Below are 21,994 nucleotides of genomic sequence, written 5' to 3' on the forward strand. Positions count from 1 at the left end.
AGAACATCCTGCTTCGGCAGAGCTCCGCGTGATGTTCCCTATCTATTCTTACCAATGAACCAACCTAACCAACGAGGTGGAGGCGGTGGCTTTCGCCAGGCGCAGCAGCCTTCGCCACTGGCCATTCGCACCAAAAAAACGCAGCTTACTACCGATGCCTACACTCGCCTGGTGATGGGCGAGGTGTGGAAAAAAGACTGGGTATACGCGTTGATTCCGTTTGCCCTGGGACTACTGCCAGCCATTTTCCTGCATTCATGGTGGTGGATATTGCTGGCCGTAGTGCTCACCATCCTGTTTGTATTGTTCCGCTCGGCACAGGTGACGGGCGTGACGCAGATGGAGCAAAGCAAGCCGCTGTTCGAGCGCATGAACTTTGAGATGGATAACAAGCAGCTCCTCCTGCGTGTGGGCCCCGAAAAGGCGATGCAGCTGACCTGGGACCTAGTAGCCCGCGCCCGCCGCGATGCCGATGCTTACCTGCTTTACCTTAAGCCCGGCACGCCGCCCGAGGGACTGGCTTCGTGGCGGCTGTGGCTGGCGCGCACGTTTGATGTGCCGGTGTTTTTACATTTGCCCTTGCGCATCTTCAACTCACCGAACGACTTGAAGCTGTTTGAAGCACTACTTCGTCGCAAAAATCTTTTGCCAACCGAAGCTGGGGCCACAACCGTTTAGGCGGTCAGCCGGTATTGGATGGTCAGTAGTCGGCTGAGATTATTCTACCAATTACTGCGCTCTCGAAGCGGCCTCTCTTGATTTTTATTACCCTGCTAATTTTACCCTGATGAAACTGACCCCCACCTTGTTGCTGGCCGTTGCCGCTGCTTCTCTGGCCCTGACTTCCTGCAGCAGTGAGCCTTCCGACTGGCGGCCCGACGATAAAGTATCGCTCGATATGGTTGCGCCCGGCACCCGCCCGAGCGATAATTTCGACCAGAATACCGCCTACGCCCCCAACCAAGCCAAGGGCGGTGCCATCACCAAACCCGTAAGCTCGGCAGCTGACCTGGACCAGCGCCCGGCTCCGTCGGCAGAATCAACTATTTCGGCCAACGCAGAGGAAGGCATGCGCAAGCGCGGCCAACTGCGCGACGCGGGTAAGTCGAGCCAGGCAGATACGGCCGAGAATGGGCATCAGATACAGCGCTAGGCGTTCGGCATCGCGGTACTAATTGTTTGGGTGGCAGCTTTGCCCGCCGATGGCGGTGGTGAGGCTGCCACCTTATCAAGTTAAGGATGAGGAGTGGGGAATAAGGAATCGGCAAACCGGTAAGCCCTTATTCTCCACTCCTCATCCTTCATTTTTCTCTTATGGGGTTTGCTATTTTTCTGCTACTACTAACGGTGCTGGGCGCGGGGGCCGCGGCGGCCCGGGTGCCAGTAGCACGGGGCAGCCAGTGGCTGAAGCCACTGCTAGCCTTTAGTGGCGCTTACCTGTTTACGCTCACGATTACGCACATTTTGCCCGAGGCCCTGCAGATGCTGCCCGCGCACCCCGAGCGCGTGGGCTATTGGGTGCTGGCGGGCTTTTTCGGGCAGTTGCTGCTCGAAGTGCTTTCGCAGGGTGTGGAGCATGGGCACGTGCATCACGAGGCGGCTCACGGTCCCCACGATACTGCGGGGCGGGTGCCATTCCTCCTCTTGGGAGCCTTGGTGTTACACTCCATACTAGAGGGCAGCATTCTGGTGCACGTTCCGGAAGTGGGACAAATCAGTCAAAATTTCTACGCCATCGTGGTAGGAGTAGCGCTGCACCACATGCCGGCGGCGTTTGCGCTAGCGACACTGCTGCGGCTGCGGCTCGGCAAATTTCGGCGGGTGTGGCCGTGGCTGCTGGTGTTTGCGTTAGCCTCACCGGTGGGCATTGTGATTAGCAACTACGTGGTGCTATCGGAGCTACTGCGAGGAGGGCTGTACGCAGCCTTGCTAGGACTGGTAGCAGGCAATTTCTTGCACGTCTCCACCACCATTTTATTCGAAACCAGCCCCGAACACCGACTCAATTGGCCCAAGCTCGGTGCCACATTAGCGGGTCTGCTGCTGGCCTTAGCAGTGGCTTAGCGTGGTTTCAGTGTAGATAGCTCCCCCGGGGACACCCCACCCAAACCCCTCTTCCCAGAAGAAGGGAGTTTGATATTCAGTCTACTACCTTCAGAATGGCAGTGGCAGCATTTATAATTCCAACACGGGGCCGCCACCGCGTAAGAACTCTTCTAGCTGACGAACCCGCGCGGTTTCTAAATCGAGCGTAGCCTGGAGTTGCACGAGCCGCTGGCGCATGGTCAGAATGACGTCGAGCGCCTCAGTGGGCAGGTTCAGTTCGTGGTGGAGACGAACTAGGCGAGGCAGGTCGTCGGGTTCGTCTACAATGACGGTTTCGGGTGCGGGTGCGGGGCGTAGCAGGCCCGCTTGCAGAAATTCGTGCACAGTCACCGGATCGAGGCCGTAGCGGGCCGCGCATTCCTGAAAAGTGAGAGTGAGGATGTGGGTTTCCATAGCAGGCAGATGCTTAGCTTAAGTCTCTCTTGTTATTACGCTTCCGGGCGAAGGTCCGCCAGCTGCCGAATCAGCTCCTTCTCCTTGTCGGTAAGGTGCTGGGGCAGCGTTAAATTTAGGCGCAGATACAGGTCGCCGAACTGCCCGGGGTGCTTGTATATGGGGAAGCCCTTGCCGCGCAGACGCAACCGGGTGCCATTCTGAGTTTCGGGCTTGAGCTTGATTTTTACGGGGCCGCCGAGGGTTTCTACCGTTTGCTCGCCACCCAGCAGGGCTTTGTAGATGCTCACGGGTACATCCTGGGTCAGGTCGTCGCCGGTGCGGACGTAGCGGGCATCAGGCTGAATGCGGAAGGTGATGAGCAGCGAGCCATTAGGGCCACCGTTGCGGCCGGGGCCGCCCTGGTCGCGCAGCCGGATGGTCTGGCCATCGGCCACCCCCGGCTGAATGGTGAGGCGCAGGTTTTTGCCGTTCACCGTGATGGTGCGCGGACCGCCGTGGTAGGCATCTTCCAGGCTCAGCTCCAGTTCGGCTTGGTAGTCGGCGCCGGCACCGGGGCGGTTTGCGCCACCGGCGCGTCCGCCCCCCATGTTGCCAAATAGCGAGCCGAAGAAATCCGAGAAATCCTCCCCCTCGCCAAAAGGGCTGCCTTCGCCGAAGCCGCCGCTGCTCTGCGTGTACTGGCTCCAGTCGAAGCCGCCTCCGGGCTGGCCGCCGCGGCCCGCGCCACCGCCCGGCTGCTGCTGATAACGCTGCCAGTCAGCCCCAAACTGGTCATATTTTCTCCGCTTTTCGGGGTCGCTGAGCACCTCGTGAGCCTCGTTTATCTCCTTGAACTTTTGCTCTGCCCCTTTGTCATTCGGGTTCACATCGGGGTGGTGCTGCCGAGCCAGCTTGCGGTAAGCCTTCTTGATTTGCTCTGCGGTAGCCGTTTTCTCTACCCCCAGCACTTTGTAATAGTCTTTGTAGTCCACAGAATTGGTGTGAAGAAGTGGAAGCTTGGTATAAGAGATGAACACGTGAAGAGCCCTTGAATCAGAAGCTGCCCGATTAGGTGAGGCAATCGCCTAGTCAGGCGAGCTAGATACTCCGTTCGGTCTCCTTCTACATATTCACAACTCATTACTTTTTCAACGGGCTATGGTTTCAGCCATAGGCGTTGAGACCATCGGTCGGGTTTCTTGATTTTGATTCGCTGTCTTCCAGCTATGCTCCTACTTAGCGGCCGGCTTTCTTACCTCACCACGAGTAGCAGAAGTCAGGAAGCGAAAGAGAAAGCTTCTATATGGATGAGTAAAAGCGACCATTAGCGGCCTGAATTAGCCCTTTTTATTGAACGAAGCCTATCTCATAAAGTTAGCTTGGTCTCGGCCGCTAACTTGGCCCCTATTTTGCACTTGTAGGTTAACGCTGAGTTAACCGATTTATAGGAGCAGTGTATATTGCACGCCGTAAGCACTTAGCAGTAAGTCTTCATTTATTTATTTTTTCATTTTTCCATGAAGTTCTCACCTCTCTTCTGCGGTATTTTCACGCTATTCATCTTAGGTAGCACCGTGGCCCATGCCCAAGGCGGCTTGCCCCCGCGCCGCGGTGGCATAGCTCCCAAGCCCCGCGCAGCCGCAGCCACCGGAGTTGGCCTGAAAGACGGGTTGACCATGCAAAAAGGCCGGGTCGTGCTTACTGAGGCGGGTATCACTAACCCCCTCTCGGCCGATAAGAAACTGATTAATGGCACCACCATCAGCACCACTGGCCTGGTGACGGCGACTGATGGCACCACAACCCAAATGAACGAAGGCGACATGGTGTCGCTCACGGGCCGCGTCACCACCCGCTCGTCCATCGTCGAGGCCGACAGCCTGCTCAAAATCAAGGCGTATGACCTAAAATACCCCGGCAAGCGCAAAAAGATGGAAGCAGAGCGGGAGCGCCGCGAAAAAGCCAAGGCAAAGCGTGAGGAGCAAAAAGCCAAAGCCAAGCGGAAATAACACCCAGCCCTAACCGGCACCGGCCAAGCGCCGCCAAACCTAGCAGTTTGGCGGCACTTGTTTTTCGGGGAGGTGGCCAGAGTCTCCTATCTTCGGGCCCCTTATGTACTTCCGCCTATGCTCTTCTATACCGTTATGAAGCCCCTGCTGCAGGTGGCGTTGCGGGTATTTTTCCGTCGCATCGAAGTTCTGCACCGCGAGCGCCTGGCGCTGCCCGGGCCGCTGCTCCTTGCTGCCAACCACCCCAACACATTGATGGACCCACTCCTGACGGCCATCAACCGGCGGCAGCCAGTCGCGTTTCTGGCCAAGAGCACTTTTTTTAAGAACCCCGTGGTGCGCGCCATCATGGAATCGGGCAACTCCATCCCCATCTACCGGCGGCAAGACGCTGAGGCCGGCAACGGACCCACGACGCCCCAGCAGCTGGCGGCTCAGAACGAGGCCAGCTTCGGCCGCTGCTATGACTATCTGAGCCACGGAGGCACCATCATGATTTTTCCGGAGGGCACCAGCGTGAGCGAGCGCCGGCTGCGGCCCCTCAAAACCGGTGCGGCTCGCATCGCGCTGGGGGCCGAGGCCCGGCATAACTTCCAGCTGGGCCTGAGAGTGGTGCCCATTGCCACCAATTATTTCGACCCGTCGCGCTTCCGTTCCGATGTGCTGTTGAACGTGGCGCCCCCCATTGTGGTGGCCGACTACGCCGCGCTCTACGCCACCGACCCCGAAGCCGCCGCCGACCAGCTCACCGATGCCATTCGGGAAGCGCTGGAGCGTCGCCTCGTCATCACGCGCGATGCAGCCGAGGACGCCTTCGTGCAGCAGATTGAACGGACGTTTGGGGACCACCTCAACCCCGATGACGACCCGGCCACCCTCTACGACAACTTCCAGCTGAGCCAAACCCTGCTGCAAGCGCTGGCTTGGTTCGAACAAAATGCGCCGGCCCGGCTGGTAGCTATGCGCCAACAGCTGCAAACCTACCTGGCCACTCTACAACAGCACCACCTTACCGACGCCGGGCTCGAGGGCCAGCGGCGCGGCACCATCGTGGGCTTGCTCAACCTGATTTTGGGTGCGCCAGTGTGGCTGTATGGTGTGCTGAACAACTATTTACCCTACATCCTGCCCTCGATGGTGGCGCAACGGGCTACCAAGGAAGCAGAATTTGTAGCACCCATCATGCTGGTAGTGGGGATGATTACCTTCCCTCTGGCCTACACCTTGCAAGCCGCTGCCGTGCAGCGCTGGCTCACGCACGACTGGCGCCTGACGGCCCTTTACGTGCTGAGCCTGCCTATCACGGGCTTCTACGCCCTGAGCTACTGGAACACACTGGCGGCTCGCCTAGAGCGGTTGCGGGCCCTGCGCCTGTTCCGTCGCGCCCCCGCCGTCGGCGCAGAGCTGCTGCAGCAGCGGGCCGCGCTCGTAGCGCAGTTGGAGGATGCCCGCACAGCTTATTTAGCAAGGACCTAGTTTCTCATTCTACACTGATTACCTGGCCCCTATTGTTTAGTTGGAATAACGAAAAAGACCCGTCCACCATGGTGGACGGGTCTTTTTCGTTAGGCAGAATCTTGGTTACGGTTTCTTATTCCTTCACCAAACGAGCCGTTAATGCGCGGCCATTAACTCCTTGCACCTGCACCGTGTAGACACCACTCGGCAATGACACTACATCGAGAGCATGCGATTGGCCGCCGCTCAAGTCGTAGGTCCCTAACGTGCGGCCCGTCATGTCTATCAGCAGAACGTGGTAGACGCCAGTCGGCAATGTAGTCAGATCCAACTTTGTAGTCAGGGTGGCCGGGCTGGGATATACGCTCACACGGATAGGCTGAGCCGTGAAACTAACTACCTGGATGGCAGAATAAGTAGCGGTGCCGTCGCGGTCAACTTGTCGCAGCCGATAGTAGACAGGAGCGGCGCCTACGGTCAAGCCTACGCCAACATCGGTCAGGGCATAATCGGTGGGTGTGGCTTTGCTGCCTTGGCCCGCTACCCGTCCAATGCTGACGAATGCTTGTCCGTCAAAGCTGCGCTCTACTTCAAATCGGTCATTATTCAACTCCTGAGCCGTACGCCAAGAGAGCAGAGCATCTTCATTACCAGCTGCTTTAGCCTTGAAGAACACCAGCTCTACCGGTAATGGAGCGGTTCCAATGGTAAAAGGTACGATTTGGGTAGTCACCCCGCCAAACAGGTCGCTGGTCGTAACCGTGACCTGATAGGTGCCGGCTTTGAGCTTCGTGCGGTCGGTCACCGTAATCTGGCCGGTGCTCGGATTCAGGGTCACCCCCAAGTCCGTTAGCAAGGTGGTGCCAGCAGCGTTGGTAGTAGCATTGGTTCCGGTTGTGGCCAAGCCGTTGCTGACGCCAGTACCACCGTTCACAAGCTGCCCGGTGCTAGCATTGTAGAGTTGTCCGCTCGTAGAGTAGGCGGCACCATTCGGGTCTACTACATAGGCCAATACATCATTGTTCTGGTAAACCGTAGCGCCACCCTTTGTGGGTGTTTGGGCATATATCGACCCATTGTCCTGACCTACCTGAATGGTGTAGCGGGCGACGTTTGAAGTGAGAGCGTTGGCCGGTGTGCCGTTACCGTTATCAACCGCTGAGTAAGTAAAAAATACGTTACCCACGAAGTTGTTAGCCGGCACGAAAGACAGGTTGGCAAAGCCATTTGAAGTTGCGGTTACGCTGAGGCCACCTGGGGCCAGGGTGGTCACGGGCGTGTTATTCACGAAGAGCGTGCCTTGGATAGCCGGGGGCAACGAGAGAATGGTGAAGGTAGCTAAGCTCCCACCAGTGTCGGGGTCACCTCCCGCGAGCGGGGCGAGCGGCAAAGCTTGGATAGCGCTGCTACCTCGCGGGTTCTGCAAGTTGTTTACCACATCGTAAGCTACCGGGGGCTGATTAGCCTGGGTCGTTTGAGTGGTAAAGGTGGTTGAATTATTAGCTGCCACCGGGTCTGCCGTACCACTGGTTACGTTTCCAAGCACCGCAATCGAGGGGGTAGTAGCAGGTACCGTAAACGATACTGTGTTGGTTACCATCGTACCCGATAACTGGTTGGCAATAGCCGGGAAGGTAACGACATTACCACTGAGCGAGCCTCCCGAACTTACTACGTTGGTGGCACCAGCTGGCAAGGTTACGGTTTGCACCACGTTGGCCGCATTGGATGGTCCATTATTAGCCGTCACAATGCTGTAGGTGGCGGTGGTACCAGGAGCGGCCTGAGTGGGCCCGCTTATAGTGGTAGCCACATTGGCACTGGGTACGATGCTCACACTAGTACTGGCTTGGTTGTTTGCAGTGGTAGCGTCCGTTTCATTCCCGCTGATGAAAGTGGTAGCTACGAGCGGACCGTTGCTGGGGGCATCCAAGGTGAGGGTATTGCTAGCTGTGAAAGCATTGGCAAGGTTTCCTAGTGGCAAGGTCAATAGTCCCGTCACGGCATCATAGGTCACCATACCGAAGCTAACCTTGGTTCCACTTACTGTACCAGTGGCGTTGTTATACCTGAGCGTAGTCAGGTTCAAACCGGGCACCAAAGCCACTTGCTGCACTACGCCAGTAGCTGGGTTAGGGCCCGCGTTGCTCGTACCAATAGTTAGGGTTATGGGCTGACCAGCGGTCTGGCTGCCCACGTTGGAGGTAACCGAAACTCCCAGGTTGGTCTGAACAGGAGTAGTTGGCTGGTTCAGGCCGGTATTGGCGCTGGCCTTGTTATTAGCCGGGTTTGAGTCGTTGCTGTCGGTGGCTGTCACTACTCCCGAAATAGTCACCTCATTTACGTTCGGCGCTACCAGCGTCACCCTATACACCGCTCCTCCCGTCGGACCAGGCGTCACGTTCGTTTGCGATGGAAAGGTTACCACCCCAGTAGTGTTGTTATAAGTGCCCGCACCTGTGGGACCAGTAGCCGTTACCGAGCCTACGCCTAGGTTGGCAGGCAGTTGGAGACTGGTCGTTTGGTTGGTCACCAGCGAAGGACCATTGTTGGTGACTGTAGCCACGTAAGTGATTTGATTGCCTATAACAGCATCTTCGGGGCCGCTCAGTATCAATTCTACGTCTGCCTGCGATGCCACCGTGGTAGTTTGACGGGCCGTATTGTTGGCCATTACCACGTCGATGGATTTGGCGGCCACACTGGTCACTACGGTCAAAGCGCTGGTGTTGCCCGGTGCCGCGGTGAAGGTGGCGGAGTTGGTAGCCGACGAACCGGGGCCGCTGACACTCAATGCGAAGGTCGCCAAACCGGTACTCGCGTCATATGTGGCGCCGTTCTCATAGGTAGCTACCGTGCCGCTGATACTGAGGGGGCCATTACTGTTAAGTTGGATAGCCGCAGTTCCCGTCAGGGGCAGCCCGGCGGGCAGGTCTAATGTTTGTACGGCATTCTGGGCGCTGGTGGGGCCGTTGTTGGTAGTGGTAGCCGTGTACGTAATACGCTGGCCGGCAGTAGCAGTGGACGGGCCTACTAACCTCGTAGCCAAATCAGCATTGAAAGGATTGGTTACCGTTACTTGGGTAACAGCTACGTTGTTGGCCGCTACAGGGTCAGTGGTGGTGGCGCTCACGCTGGCGGTGGCAGTTATGCCCCCGGTGGCAGGGGCCGGTGCCACTACCGTGAAGGTTTGGCTGGCTGCGCTAGCCTGCGTTGCTAAAGTAGGTAGAGTAAGCAGGCCAGTTGTTGGGTTATAGCTAGCGGAGCCGCCAGTTATCGTGAAAACGATGTTCCCACCCACCAGCGTTCCGCTCGTTCCATTCACGGTGAAGCCGGTGGTCGTCAGGCCCGGCTGCAAAGCGACCCGGGTAATCACATCGGTGGCAGCAGCTATGCCCTGGTTGCCCTCCACTATCGTATAGGTTACGGCCGTACCTGGTGCCACGCCACCACGCGGGGCGTTGGAACTGATGGTCGTGTACACGTTAGCTACCGCAATGGCCGGCCCCGTCGTTGTACCGCTCAGAGAAGCGGTATTATTGCTGACGGTCGTTTCGCCGCCAGCCGCCGTATTTGGAGTAATAGTGGCCAGCATGTTGAAGCCCGAACCGGCCGCCGGAGCGGCAAAGCTGAAGGTGTTGTTTACTACCCGCCCCACTCCAAGCTGAGCTGGTAGCGGGAACGTAAAAGTGCTGACACCACCGCTGAATGAATAGCTACCGCCATTGGTCAGGAACACATCAGACAGAGCCGCAGGCGTAGGCAGCGTCACGGTTTGCACCGCATTGGGAGCAGCCGTAGGTCCATTGTTGGCACTCGTCACACCAAAGGTGATGAGCTGGCCAGCACCGGCCGTCAGTGGTCCGCTAAGGGTGGTAGCCAAATCAAAGCTCGGACCGGTCTGAATAGTGGCCGACTGGCTATCGTTTCTAGTATTGTTGAGCTGATTGGTAGTGGTCTGGATAGCAGCTACCGCTACTACTGCGCCGCTCGTAGCAGGCTGGGTGTAAGTGATGGTCGAGGTGAATGATTGCTCCGGGTTAAGTAGTGTCAGCCCCGCGTATGTGACCAGACCGGTGCTAGGACTGTAGCTACCTCCGGAAGCAACCACATTGGTGAGGCCCGCCGGCAGTTGCACGGTGGCATTTACACCACTAGCTAAGCTCGCGCCAATATTGGAAAAGACTACGTTGAACTGGCCTGATTGACCAGCAGTCACGGACGCCGCCTGCGGCGTAATAAATGCCGCCACATCGGCGGTGAAAATAATGTTACCCGAAAATTCCGAGGTGCCAATTCCGGCCAGCGTGGCTGTGGACGTCAGGCCATTTTCGAGTATAGCAGCTTGTAGGGCACTCGTCAACGAGCTGAAAGGCAGCGTGAACGCAAACCGATTAGTGGCGTCCTGCCCCTGACTCAGGCCGTTGATGAGGCCGGGCCCATAGGTGCCGGTCCCACCATTGGCATCGTCACCCGAGCCCTCCGTACGGGTAGCCACGAACGTCTGGCCTTCGCCAAAGCCCGAAGGGTCAGCGGCCGGAATGTAAAACTCTACTACGGCACCGGGCCGGGCAAAGCCGGTTACGACCAGGTTACCGGCGGTCAAGGACAGGCTGGTTAGGATTGGAAAGTTGACCAGCGTATTACCGCCGGTTGCGTCGCTGTCGTTGATATCGTTCAGCGTTACCCCAACGTTGTCAATCAAATCAATGGCAAGCCCGGTGTTACGGGCGAAAGAGTTCCGCGAAATAGTGTTGTTTCGTGAGTCGATGGTCACTAGCAAGCCCTGCGAGTCGTTGTCGGTAATAACATTACCTATCACTTGGTTAGCGATGCCATGAATACGTATCCCTTCACCCTCCGTACCGTTTACGGCAATATTGCGGCCGTTACGGGTCAACGAATTCTGGATAAACCGATTACCTCCAACCGATTCAAATGTATCAATTCCCTCCCCCTGATTTTCCGTCACCAGATTCGCCTGAATGAGGTTGTTAGTGCTAGCATCTCTAGGCTCTAAACCGTCAAGGTTACCAATCTCTTGCGAGCAGGTACGTATTTCGTTTTGGCGGACAATATTGTTGTTAGATGATCCTACCATCCACACTCCTGTTTGCCCCATGAAACCGATTAGGTTATTACGGTAGATGCCATTATCGCCCCCCCCGGAATAAATGCCGCTACGTACAGTTCTTACGGGCGGATCAGTGAAGCTCGTAGCCCTAGTACCCACCATATTCTGCTCGATAAGGGTACCAGATACGTCGCCGTTAAGGAAAATGCAGTCGAAGAATCCGGAGATGCTAAGGCCCTTGATAGTCGTGTTATTGGCACTGACGGCAACGCCAGCGAAGGTAACTGGGTCGAAAAAGCCGGACAGAAAGAATGGCCGGGGGCCTAGTAGTTCCACTTCTGGCCGGTTTACACGGGCCAGCGTCGAGTCACCTACCCCCACTGTGCCCCCTGCACCCAACATCAGGGCATTGGTGTTGCCGATATTTAGAGTCTGAGTCGTGCCATCGAGCACCGTATTGGCATCTCGCACAACAAATCCTCCGGGGCCACTCGTTCGGTCAATGACGGCAACTCCAGCCGCCGAGAGCTGATTAACCAAGCCAGCGCGTAAGCCGGCGGGTGCACTCGTCGCGGCGCCATTCGGAATCATAAACAGGCTGGTTTCTTTACCAGCGGGCTTACCTTGCTGGGCAAGGTTTGCATTGGTTAGCGCATTGCTGTTGGCCACAAACTGAGCAAGGGAACCCTGCCCATCAAAACGAGTGTTAGTAATGGTATTGAAATTGAAGCCAAAGTCAACGTTCGTCACATCGGTGGCTCCAGCCGTAACAGTAGCTTGGCTCTGGGCAACAGTTGTGGCGGTATTTAGCCCAGCCAATGTGACAACAGGAGAGGCAACTGTGAAAGTACCCGTTGTGTAGGTGGTATATAAGTTGGTGGTAATGGTCTGGTTAAAAATACTGACACCGTTAGCCAGTACCTGCACCACTTTATTGCCGTTGAAGGAAGATGCCCTGAAGCGAACCGTGTAATTACCCGGAGGCAGGGACAGGCTTTGCTCCAGCGTACCAGTGGTAGCTCCCTGCAGGTAAGCTATTTGTGTACCATCTGGCGCATTAGGCCGTGCATCTTGGCCGTTACCTATTACCCCGGCAGTACTGCCAAAGACCCATCCGGCCCCAGTCGGTGCTGTTGCAAAAGCAAATCCAGAATTAGTACCTACGTTGGGGAGTTCAAAGCTGGGATTTGCAACGACACCCGGTAATATATTAGTGCCACTCCTGATTTCTACTAAATCTATAGCAGCCTCGAAGCCGGTACCCGTAGCCTGAAAGCGTAAGACGGTTTCGGGGGGTGCAGCGACGGCATCTACTTTCTCCGGCGCTTCACCACCCACCCGGTTGGCATCAGCTACACCACCGCGCACTACAAAGGTTTGCACCGGTAACAGGTCCCCCGCGTAACCTGGCCGCACGGAGGAAACTGTGGAGTTTACTACTCGCACGATATAGTTTCCTGCTAAAGGAGCATTAAATGTGTATTGACCGGTAGCATTAGTCAACGTAGAAGACACATATGTCCCCAAAGCACTGTACAACTCCACCAAAGCTCCGGGCCGACGAATGCTACCCGCTGCAAAGCCGGAAGCTACTGCCGAGGCATCAGCAACGGCATAGGACCGTCCAGCTCCACCGCCGTAGTTAACATCCTCGAATACCGTACCCGAGATGACCAATGCTAAGGGCCTGGCGGCGCGCATGGGCACAGTATAGGCAGCCGTAGCTTCGGCACTCAGCGCCGCATTTTCGATAGCATACAGAGGGAACATATTCCCCCCCTTAAATCCCAACGACTGCGTATTATGCAATTGGGCAGCGGAGTTGACCACAGACTGCCCATGGTTTCCTACGCCTTGCTTCGACAGGATGGGAGCAATATGTCCAGGCTGGTGTTTGGTGTACAGTTCGCTAGAAGCTGAACTCCTACCAAGCAATAAGCTTCCGTTCGCCGGTGATGAAGCTTGGGACCACGCTTTGAAGGGTAAAACAGCAGCCAGTAATAGTATTAAATCAATTCGTACTGTTATTTTCATGGTAGAAAAATGATTAGAGGTTTTTCATTGATATTTTTTTGAGAATTTTTATTTATTTTCTGATTGCCAATGTATTCTCCAAGAGAAGAGAAGGCTTGTTATATACTTACGCCTTTATCTTGAGGCCGGATTTAGCGACCTGAATTAATATTACATTTCAAGGAGGCCTTGTGCGTGACCTCAATTGTGTAATGACCGCCTTTGGTTGTTAATTGAAACTTCTTAACGAAGGGTTGCTGCTAGCAGCAGTCATAATTGCCCATCAACTTTACAGCGGGTTCTTGGGCGAGCAGTACGATATAGCTAATTGGTGACTAAATATTGAAACAAAAAAATTGGTCTGGCACGAACCCGCCCCTAGCTCACAGGACGCGTCTTATAAGATATAGACAAACTTAACTCAACAGGGTAATATCCTACTTCTATTTAACCGACTGAATCTGGAAACGTGTCCAATATAGTAGTTAAATCTCATGCATGAAAGTTTCTTAAAACGCCACAAAGGTAACGCAAGCAGTTCTCACAACTTTGAGTAGCCGCAAACCCACAGCCTCGGAAGCACTCAGATACTATCGATGCGGTTCGAACGCACTTGCTCCAAACTCTTTGGGGTGGTACGGAGCCTATAGCATAGTTTCAGCAGGGCTGTAAAAATCTCGGCGGCACGAATTACAGACTGCGATAGAACCTAGGCCCACACTAATGGCTCTCTGCGATTGACGGTCCCCCCCGCGCTTATGCCGTCAATCATTTTGGACATAGCCCCCGATACTGATGCTAAATCACTTAGGTTGCCGCTGAGCATTCGTTATGCCTTACTACATCTGCAATTTTTCGACTTTTCTTTATCCGTTGAAAACCGCGCCGGCCAGCAAAGCCACAACAATGATGACCACGCTCGGCACCTTTTCCCAGAGCAGCAGCAGGAAGGTAGTGCCAACCAGCAGGGGGTTGAGGGGCAGCGAATGGATAGGTCCGAGATGAAACGGCAGGGCCAGCAGCCGGTAAGGCAATGGATGGTAGAGCAGGAACGTGGCGGCGCACACCAGCCCCGCGCTCACCGCATTGATGCCCTCCAGCGAGGCCTGCACCACTCGGTACTGCCGCAACCGGTCCCAGAAGCGTATGACAAAGAATATCAGGAATGTGCCTGGCAAGAAGATGCCCGCCGTACCCACTAGGGCGCCCAATATCTGCATGCCAGCGCCGCCCACCGGTCGCATGGCTAGCGCACCAATGTAGGCTGCAAACGAAAAATTGGGCCCCGGCATAGCCTGCACCAGGCCCAGCCCCGACAAGAATTCGGGCCCCGTGAGGTAATGCTTAAACTCCACAAATTCAGCATACAGTAACGGAGCCAGCACCTGCCCACCTCCAAAGACGAGAGAGCCGTTGCGGTAAAAATTCTCGAACAGCCGCACGGGCAGCAGTTGCGTATAGTGGCCCAGTATGGCCGCGCCTACCAGAATGCCCAGCCACAGCGCAAAATTGGCCCATTCAATGCGCAACGGCTTCTTCTCCTGAATGATGGCGTGCCGACGGTAGCGCGCGGTGGTCACGGCGCCACCAGCCAGCAGCAGCAGCGGCAGCATCCAGGGTAGCTGAAAGAAGTAAGCCAGCATAGCGGCAGCTACCATCAGGCCCACCGCGGTTTTGGTGTGAATAACTTTTTCGGCGATGCGGTAGGCTGAAAATGCTACGAAGCCCACCGCTACCGGCTGCACAAACTGCACCAGCGATGCCACCCGGACCGGGTCGAGGTGGCTGAGGGTGAGGCCGGCGAGGGTCATCAGCATTACCGCTGGGGTTATCCAGACCAGCAGCGTGAGGTAAGCCAAATTGGGGCCACCCAGCCGGAAGCCGATGACGGTAATGGTTTGGGTGGAAGTAGGGCCCGGCAGCAGCGCGCACAGCGCCTGTAGCTCCAGCAGCTCGGCGGCGCTCAGGTAGCGGCGCTTCTCCACCAGCAGCCGGAACATCATGGCCACGTGGGCCTGCGGGCCGCCAAATGCCGTGCAGGCCAGTAAGGCCACGTCTTTCAAAAAAATGATGCCTCGCACCTGCCGGGTACGTTTGCCCGAGCGCCGCGGGAGGGGCGTGAGCGAAACGGGGGCGGAGCGGGTAGGAATGGGGTGCATAGTCTAAAACAGCTACCTGGAACCGAAGGTAATGCAAACCAATAAGTCTATTGCAACTCTTTTAAAGGCATCTTAACAGTGCCGCGAACGGCCAAGCTCAACGCACCAATATTCACGTCGCTAATAAAATATTAGGAGCTGTAAAAGAGCCACTCAATAAGCCGGCAGTCAGTTCATCAAGGTATTTTACCCGTGATACTGCGTGCTGAATACGGAGAGAAAATGGGTCTTTTCTGGGTCGTTTTAAGCATAAATACTCGTCTGCCCCCCACGTATAGAACGCCAGATTTCAGTTTCACTTCCCAATTCATTTTTTCATTCTTTCCACCTATTATTTAGCTCATGAAACGTAAATGGCTTTCCCTGATGGGCGCCGTACTGTGCTCGTCATTAGTTCTTGTCACCTCCTGCGACGACGATGACGACGAGGCAACCCCCAGCACCACCTCGGGCACTACTTCCGGCAGTACGAGTGGTACCACCTCAGGCAGTACCAGTGGTACCACGTCGGGCACTACCACTAGCGGTACCACTTCGGGCTCTACCAGCGGCACTACCACCTCCGGCAGTACGAGTGGTACGACCTCGGGCACGACCAGCGGCACTACTACCTCGGGCACAACGGCCGGTTCGACCAGTGGTTCGACTTCGGGCACCACTTCTGGTACTACTACTTCTGGCACTACCAGCGGAACAACGGCTGGCTCTACTTCCGGAACGACGGCGGGCACAACGAGTGGCACGACAACTTCTGGCACCACATCTGGTACTACCACTTCCGGAAGTACCTCGGGCACCACATCTGGCACCACAAGCGGTACTACCTCCGGCAGCACCACCTAATCAGGGAGCTGACTATTGCCAACAACCTGTTTCGTAGTGCCAGCAGTGGCCTATTCGGAAAAGGGTAAATTGACAAAGTAAAAGGTCCCCGACAGCTAGTGTCGGGGACCTTTTACTTTTTTGGCTAATGAAGGCTGGACCGGCATCCGACCAGAAATAATTGAGCCTCCAAAAGCCTTGCCGCAGTAAGAAAAGTACCTTTTTTTAAGGTAGCAGCACAAGGCTTATTTTTTCTTCAAACCTAATTCAATCAGGCGCTCATTTAAGAATTCGCCGGCGGTGATGTCAGCTTCTTTCTTGGGATTATCGGGCGTGATGCAATGTTCGAGGGCGGCTAGGCTCATTTCTGAGCGCGGGTGCATAAAGAACGGAATGCTATAGCGTGAGGTATTCATTTTTTCGCGGGCCGGGTTCACCACGCGGTGAATGGTAGACTTCAGCACACCGTTGGTGAGGCGCTGGAGCATGTCGCCCACATTCACCACAATCTGGTCAGGCAGCGCGGTGATGGGAATCCACTTGTCGTCGCGGCGCTTCACTTGCAGGCCGTCGGCACTGGCTCCCATCAGCAGGGTAATCAGGTTGATATCGCCGTGTTCGGCGGCGCGCACGGCATCGGCAGGCACGGCGTCGGGGTCTTCGATGGGGAAATAGTGAATGGGACGCAGGATACTGTTGCCATTCTTCACTTTATCCTCAAAATAATTTTCGGGCAGTTGCAGGTACAGCGCAATAGCGCGTAGCACGTCCTGGCCGGCTTTTTCCAGGGTACGGTAAGCCGTGAAGGTACTGTCCTTAAATCCCGGCACTTCTTCGGGCCAGATGTTTTCGGGATACTCATTTTTGATGGGGTCGGTATCATCTTCCACTACCTGGCCCACGTGGTAAAACTCCTTTAGGTCGCCGGTATTACGGCCCTTGGCGTGCTCCTTGCCTTTGCTGATATAGCCGCGCTGGCCGGCCAGCTCCGGGTTTTCGTAGCGCTGCTTCGCCTCATCGGGCAGTTGAAAAAATGCCTGCACGTCGGCATACAACTTCTTGGTTTGTTCGTCGTTGAGGCCGTGATTTTTCAGCGCTACGAAGCCAATATTTTGGTAGGCCTCGCCAAGTTGCTGTACAAAGCGGGCCTTGCGCTCAGCATCGCCCGAACGAAAATCGGCGAGGTCGAGCGAGGGAATCTGGTCAAGGAGTTGGTCTTCCATAGGATAATTAAATTTACTTTGAGGCTTTTAAGCCCCACGATGGGCAACGATGCAAGTTAAGCAAAACCCCGCACCGTGCCTCTGCCGTAAGAAGCCAGAACTATACCTATAGTTCGGATTATTCCTACCCAATTTTTGAGCTTTCTCCGCATGAAACGTCCCATCTGGCTGCTGTGCAGCACGACCATCACCTTGGCCTTGTTAGCCAGCTGTGAAACCAGCAAGCCGGCCACCGACACCGGCACTGCGGCAAGCGGGGCTGGCCCCGTCGGGAGCGCCACCAGTGGGGAAAGTATGGAATCGAATGGTATTCGTCTGACGCCCTTTAATGATTCGCCCAGATTTGCTGAGGCTCAGCTGCAGCTGCGCACTCCCCCGCCCAACTCCTCAGCACCCAGCGGCGAAGTAACTTTTGACTACTTGGTTACCAACTTCCAGCTTACGAAGATGAGCGGCGGGGCGCGCATGGCCGAAATGGCTAACTCCACGAAAGGCCAGCATATCCACAACATCGTGGACAATGAACCCTACACGGCCCATTACGACGCCCGATTTAGCAAACCTATTCCCGATGGCCAGCACGTCGTGCTTTCCTTCCTATCGCGTTCCTACCACGAAAGCCTGAAGCACCGCGGCGCCTACGACCTGCGCATTATCAACGTGGGCAATGCCTCGCCGCCCGCCACGCCCATCCTCGACGTGAAGACGCCCCATCTGTTCTACAGCCGCCCCAAAGATACTTACTCCGGTGCCGATGCAAAGCGCATTATGCTCGACTTTTACCTCGTGAACACCACATTGGAAACTGGTGGAAACCGCGTTCGGGCCACCATCAACGGCTCCGAATTTATGCTCGACCACTGGATGCCTTACCAGATGGAGGGCCTGCCTGCCGGCGAAAACACTGTGAAGCTGGAGCTAATCGACAGCAGCGGCGCGCTCATTCCGGGCCCGTATAATTCCGTAACCCGCAGCTTTGTAGTAGCTCCGTAAAGACCAGCCAAACGGCGCGGGCAACACGCTTGTTCTTGTGTAAGTGTTTTTTCAAAAAGTCTCTTGGCCCAGCCAAGGGACTTTTTTAGTTGAAGCCGTTTGTTATTCTGGTTCTACCTTGCTTGCTATGCCCCCTGCCCTGCTTGATTCTGCTGCTTCGTCCTTGCCCGGCGCGGCCCCACTGCTTACCCGCGAGCAAGTGCTACGGGCCCTGCGCCAGATAGCACGCGAAGGTCGCCAGTTGCCCCCCAGCACGGTATATGAGCTGGTGTACCGGGGCCGTCGCTATCCACCCCGTGCCGTGGCGGAGCTGGCCTACCGCCTGGCCACCGGCAACCCCGCCGCCCCCTGGCCCCGCCCCGCTGGCGCCCCCACCAACACCCTCCTGGAAGGCCTCGATTTTACCATTACCACCAAACGACCCGTACTCACCTCCGGCTCGGGCCCCGATGGGGAAGAAACTGCCCGCCAGCAAGCTGAGGATTTGTACACCGGCTTCGAAGACGCAACGGCAGCAACAGCCCCCACCAGAGTGGCTGAACCCGCCGCTCCCTACCATGCTCCCGCATACCCCCGTTCTGCAGCTTTAGCGGAACTGTTCATCACTGAAGCGGAGTTGGATGCGGCGCTGGCCGGCCTGACGCGCCGCCGCAACCTGTTGTTGCAAGGGCCACCGGGCACCGGCAAAACCTTTCTGGCGCGCCGGCTGGCGTGGCTGCTGCTGGGCGCCCAAGACGAAAGCCGCATCGAATTGGTGCAGTTCCATCCCAGCTATGGCTACGAAGACTTTATGCTGGGCTTTCGCCCCGATGCGGACGGGCGCTTTCGCCTAGTGCCCGGCGTGCTGCCCCTCCTGTGCCAGCGCGCCGCCGCCGACCCGGATCGGCCGTATTTCCTGGTAATTGATGAGGTAAATCGGGGCAACGTGCCGCGCATCTTCGGCGAGCTGCTGCTGCTGCTCGAAGCCGATAAACGTGGCCCCGCTCACGCCCTGCGCCTACCCTATGCGCCCGCTAGTGCCCCACGGTTTTTCGTACCCAACAACCTATACGTCATCGGCACGCTCAACTTGGCCGACCGTTCGCTCAGCCCACTGGATTATGCTTTGCGCCGCCGCTTCGCCTTTGTTGAGTTGGAGCCTCAATTTGGTAGCCTGCTTCAGCAGTTTCTGGCCGGCCGGCAAGTTCCTAGCCCGCTCATCGAGCAGCTCTGCACTCGTATGCTGGCCCTCAATAAAACCATTGCCGATGACCCCGAGCTAGGTCCCGATTTCAAAATTGGCCATAGCTACTTCTGCCAGCCCCCGGCCCAGTCCGAGCAAGCCGCAGCATGGCTACGCTTAATAATAGAGCAGGAAATCGGGCCGCTTCTGGCCGATTATTGGCGCGAACAGCCAGCTACCGCCGCTACCCAATTGCGGAAGCTTTTGGCCTAGAAAAGAATCCAACAGTATGGTGAAAGAGCTCTCTTCAGAATGCGCTCCAGCACACTACATTAAACAAGAATCACATTCTGCGAAGACCACAAATCCGGCTAAATCCGTGATACCGATAGCCACGCTTTATTACTTTCTCTGCTATGCCTGGAACCGGCTACCCGAACCGGCCGTGCTGCAGGCCACAGAGGCCACGCCGTTTCACCGGCCGCTGGGACTACTGGCTCAGGTACTGCTGCACAGCACGCGCCGTCTGCTCAAGGCTGGGCTACCGCGCACGTTTCAGGCGCAGCAAGGGGAACTCACCAGCCTGCGCGGCCGCATCGAACTGGCACCTACCCTCAGCCGGGGCCTGCTAGAACGAGGCCGCGCCCTCTGCACCTTCGATGAGCTGAGCCCTGACTCGACACTGCACCGCCTTGTAGTTCAGACCTTAGCTACACTAGCCCGGGCTGCCGGCCTGCCCCTGGCTCTGCGCCGCGAGTTGAGTCAGGTACGGCAGCGGTTTCCCAACTCCCTTACCACCGCGCCGGTTATTGCGCCCACTGCTGGTTTATTTAGCGAGCTACGCCGACAGCGGCCAGGCAGCCAGGCGGCTTTTTTGCTACATGTGTGCGAGTTGGTATGGCAAACGGCCCTGCCCGAGCCCACCGCCGCCGGCCGGAGCCGCTTCACCGACTTCCGGCGCGACGAAGCGCTGATGGCCCGGCTGTTTGAGCAGTTCACCCGAAATTTTTTTCGCCGTGAGCAGCGTCGCTACCGCGTGTATGCCGAAACCATTGCTTGGCAAGCCGATGGCCAGACTGCTGACTTGGACCTCCTCCCCACCATGCTCACCGATACAACCCTGGAGGCGCCTGACCGCAAAATCATTCTTGATACAAAATACTACGCAGCAGCCCTGCGTCCGCGCTACGACCGGCAGCGCCTCATCGCCCCGCATCTGTACCAACTCTACGCTTATCTTCAAAACCAGCGCCCCGGCCCCGACCAGGCCCTGGAGGGCATTCTGCTCTACCCAGCAGCTACCCAGGCCATCGATGTGCGGTACACGTTGGGGGGGCATCCGGTGCGCGTCGTCACGCTCGACCTGCATCAGCCCTGGCCTGGCATTGCCGCCAATTTATTGGGTTTAATAGCCTGATTACTACGCTGATTATGTCAGCCAGGAATAAAAAAACAGCCTGAACTTTCCAGAAGGAAAATTCAGGCTGTTTTGAATGAGATAAGCATTGCGCTGGCACAAGGCCAGCGGCCAATTACTTCTTCTCTTCGGTAGTCGTAGTAGTGGTGCCAGCAGCAGGAGCGGTAGCATCAGCGGCGGGAGCAGCAGCATCCGTAGCGGGAGCAGTTGCATCAGCAGCAGGAGCAACAGCGGCGCTGTCAGTAGTCGTGGTGGTCGTGGTCTCGGTACCAGCAGCAGGAGTCTCGACAGTCGTTTCTTCAGTCTTCTTCGACTCGCACGACGACAGACCAGCGGTGAGGGCTAGGCCCAGAGCAGCAACTTTAAACAGGTTGTTCATTTTGAGGGTAATTTTGAAAATGGGTAACTAAAAAGCACCCTTTATCCCAACTTACTAAGAAGGTAACCCGGTCGATAAAAATATTTTTTTGTCGGGTTACTTGCGCCTCGCATTTGTATTAACCCCCAAAGTGAATGAGCAGGGGCAAATTAACATCCTCTTCTTTGACTCCTAACGATGACGCGCTGATTGCCGCTATCCGCAGCGGCGATGAGCGGGCCTTGGCCCACCTCTACCGGCTGCACTGGCCCATGGTGTCGCACTTCGTGCTGCAAAACAGCGGCTCGGAGGACGATGCCCAGGACGTGTACCAGGAAGGCGTGATGGTATTTTATGAGAAGGTTCGCGATGGCTCTTTGGAGTTGAGCTGCCAGATTAAAACCTACCTCTACGCTGTGTGCCGGCGCCTGTGGCTCAAGCGCCTAACCAGCAAAAGCCGCTTTGGCGTGCGCTTGCTCGACGATGAGGAGCATGGCCCCTACCTAAACACGGGGGCTGAGGAAGACCTACTCGCTGCTGAGGAACAAGACCGTCGCTTCACGACTATGAGCGAAGCGTTGAACCACCTTGGTGAGCCCTGTCGTTCGCTTCTGGAAGGCTTCTACCTGCTAGATAAATCGATGCAGGACCTAACCGCAGAATTCGGCTACACTAATGCTGATAATGCTAAGAATCAAAAATATAAGTGCCTTGTGCGGTTAAAAAAACTATTCTTTGCTCATTATAAGGAAGAGCCTATCTGATATGCATTAGTTGCGGGCCATTAGCCCGCATAATTCCTAATTCGCTTACCACTGCCGGTTC

At 56.3% G+C, this 21,994-nt stretch carries 16 protein-coding genes; 9 read left to right on the forward strand and 7 right to left on the reverse strand.

The features are described from left to right. Positions 1-54 precede the first annotated feature (54 nt). The 3 genes from WX88_RS08600 (at position 55) to WX88_RS08610 (ending at position 2,064) form a co-directional block, all read left to right on the forward strand. A complete protein-coding gene (locus WX88_RS08600; RefSeq protein WP_046243947.1) occupies positions 55-678 on the forward strand; it encodes a hypothetical protein in 624 nt (207 codons plus the stop codon). Between the two features lie 109 nt (positions 679-787). Beyond that, positions 788-1,153, forward strand: a complete 366-nt coding sequence (locus tag WX88_RS08605) for a hypothetical protein (protein ID WP_046243948.1) — start codon at positions 788-790, stop codon at positions 1,151-1,153. Between the two features lie 161 nt (positions 1,154-1,314). After that, on the forward strand, positions 1,315-2,064 hold the full coding sequence (locus WX88_RS08610) for a ZIP family metal transporter (protein WP_052732501.1): 750 nt from the start codon (positions 1,315-1,317) through the stop codon (positions 2,062-2,064). Between the two features lie 111 nt (positions 2,065-2,175). Here the strand turns inward: WX88_RS08610 and WX88_RS08615 are convergent, their stop codons facing one another. Both WX88_RS08615 and WX88_RS08620 read right to left on the reverse strand, forming a co-directional pair. After that, positions 2,176-2,499 (reverse strand): chaperone modulator CbpM, encoded by a 324-nt coding sequence (locus WX88_RS08615; RefSeq protein ID WP_046243949.1) that lies wholly within the window; start codon positions 2,497-2,499, stop codon positions 2,176-2,178. A gap of 35 nt (positions 2,500-2,534) precedes the next feature. Beyond that, positions 2,535-3,473: a DnaJ C-terminal domain-containing protein gene (locus WX88_RS08620; RefSeq protein WP_046243950.1), complete on the reverse strand. Its 939-nt coding sequence runs from the start codon at positions 3,471-3,473 to the stop codon at positions 2,535-2,537. 525 nt (positions 3,474-3,998) lie between these two features. Here WX88_RS08620 and WX88_RS08625 point away from each other — a divergent pair. Further along, positions 3,999-4,490, forward strand: a complete 492-nt coding sequence (locus tag WX88_RS08625) for a DUF6799 domain-containing protein (RefSeq protein ID WP_046243951.1) — start codon at positions 3,999-4,001, stop codon at positions 4,488-4,490. 117 nt (positions 4,491-4,607) lie between these two features. After that, positions 4,608-5,966, forward strand: a complete 1,359-nt coding sequence (locus WX88_RS08630; protein ID WP_046243952.1) for a lysophospholipid acyltransferase family protein — start codon at positions 4,608-4,610, stop codon at positions 5,964-5,966. A gap of 115 nt (positions 5,967-6,081) precedes the next feature. On the opposite strand, the gene WX88_RS08635 is transcribed toward WX88_RS08630, so the two are convergent. From WX88_RS08635 to WX88_RS08650, 4 genes are all read right to left on the reverse strand, one after another. Then, positions 6,082-12,792, reverse strand: coding sequence for a T9SS type A sorting domain-containing protein (locus tag WX88_RS08635; RefSeq protein ID WP_046243953.1), 6,711 nt, complete (start codon positions 12,790-12,792; stop codon positions 6,082-6,084). Between the two features lie 1,109 nt (positions 12,793-13,901). Continuing rightward, positions 13,902-15,194 carry a chromate efflux transporter gene (chrA, locus tag WX88_RS08640; RefSeq protein WP_082115926.1) on the reverse strand — a complete coding sequence of 431 codons (1,293 nt, stop codon included), beginning with the start codon at positions 15,192-15,194 and terminating at the stop codon, positions 13,902-13,904. Between the two features lie 335 nt (positions 15,195-15,529). Continuing rightward, a complete protein-coding gene (locus WX88_RS29920; protein WP_231590658.1) occupies positions 15,530-16,030 on the reverse strand; it encodes a hypothetical protein in 501 nt (166 codons plus the stop codon). Positions 16,031-16,261: 231 nt separating this feature from the next. Then, positions 16,262-17,239 carry an isopenicillin N synthase family dioxygenase gene (locus tag WX88_RS08650; protein WP_046243954.1) on the reverse strand — a complete coding sequence of 326 codons (978 nt, stop codon included), beginning with the start codon at positions 17,237-17,239 and terminating at the stop codon, positions 16,262-16,264. Between the two features lie 150 nt (positions 17,240-17,389). Here WX88_RS08650 and WX88_RS08655 point away from each other — a divergent pair, with 150 nt between their 5' ends. The 3 genes from WX88_RS08655 to WX88_RS08665 all read left to right on the forward strand — a co-directional run bounded on the left by WX88_RS08655 (position 17,390) and on the right by WX88_RS08665 (position 20,811). Then, on the forward strand, positions 17,390-18,232 hold the full coding sequence (locus tag WX88_RS08655; RefSeq protein ID WP_046243955.1) for a hypothetical protein: 843 nt from the start codon (positions 17,390-17,392) through the stop codon (positions 18,230-18,232). A gap of 127 nt (positions 18,233-18,359) precedes the next feature. Further along, positions 18,360-19,667: an AAA family ATPase gene (locus tag WX88_RS29925; RefSeq protein WP_052732503.1), complete on the forward strand. Its 1,308-nt coding sequence runs from the start codon at positions 18,360-18,362 to the stop codon at positions 19,665-19,667. Positions 19,668-19,773: 106 nt separating this feature from the next. After that, positions 19,774-20,811 (forward strand): 5-methylcytosine restriction system specificity protein McrC, encoded by a 1,038-nt coding sequence (locus WX88_RS08665; RefSeq protein WP_046243956.1) that lies wholly within the window; start codon positions 19,774-19,776, stop codon positions 20,809-20,811. Between the two features lie 115 nt (positions 20,812-20,926). Here the strand turns inward: WX88_RS08665 and WX88_RS08670 are convergent, their stop codons facing one another. Beyond that, positions 20,927-21,190: a hypothetical protein gene (locus WX88_RS08670; protein WP_046243957.1), complete on the reverse strand. Its 264-nt coding sequence runs from the start codon at positions 21,188-21,190 to the stop codon at positions 20,927-20,929. A gap of 164 nt (positions 21,191-21,354) precedes the next feature. On the opposite strand from WX88_RS08670, the gene WX88_RS08675 reads away from it, so the two are divergent. After that, positions 21,355-21,933: an RNA polymerase sigma factor gene (locus WX88_RS08675; protein WP_316932316.1), complete on the forward strand. Its 579-nt coding sequence runs from the start codon at positions 21,355-21,357 to the stop codon at positions 21,931-21,933. Positions 21,934-21,994: the final 61 nt, after the last annotated feature.

Source organism: Hymenobacter terrenus (genome assembly GCF_000972495.1).
Taxonomy (GTDB): domain Bacteria; phylum Bacteroidota; class Bacteroidia; order Cytophagales; family Hymenobacteraceae; genus Hymenobacter; species Hymenobacter terrenus.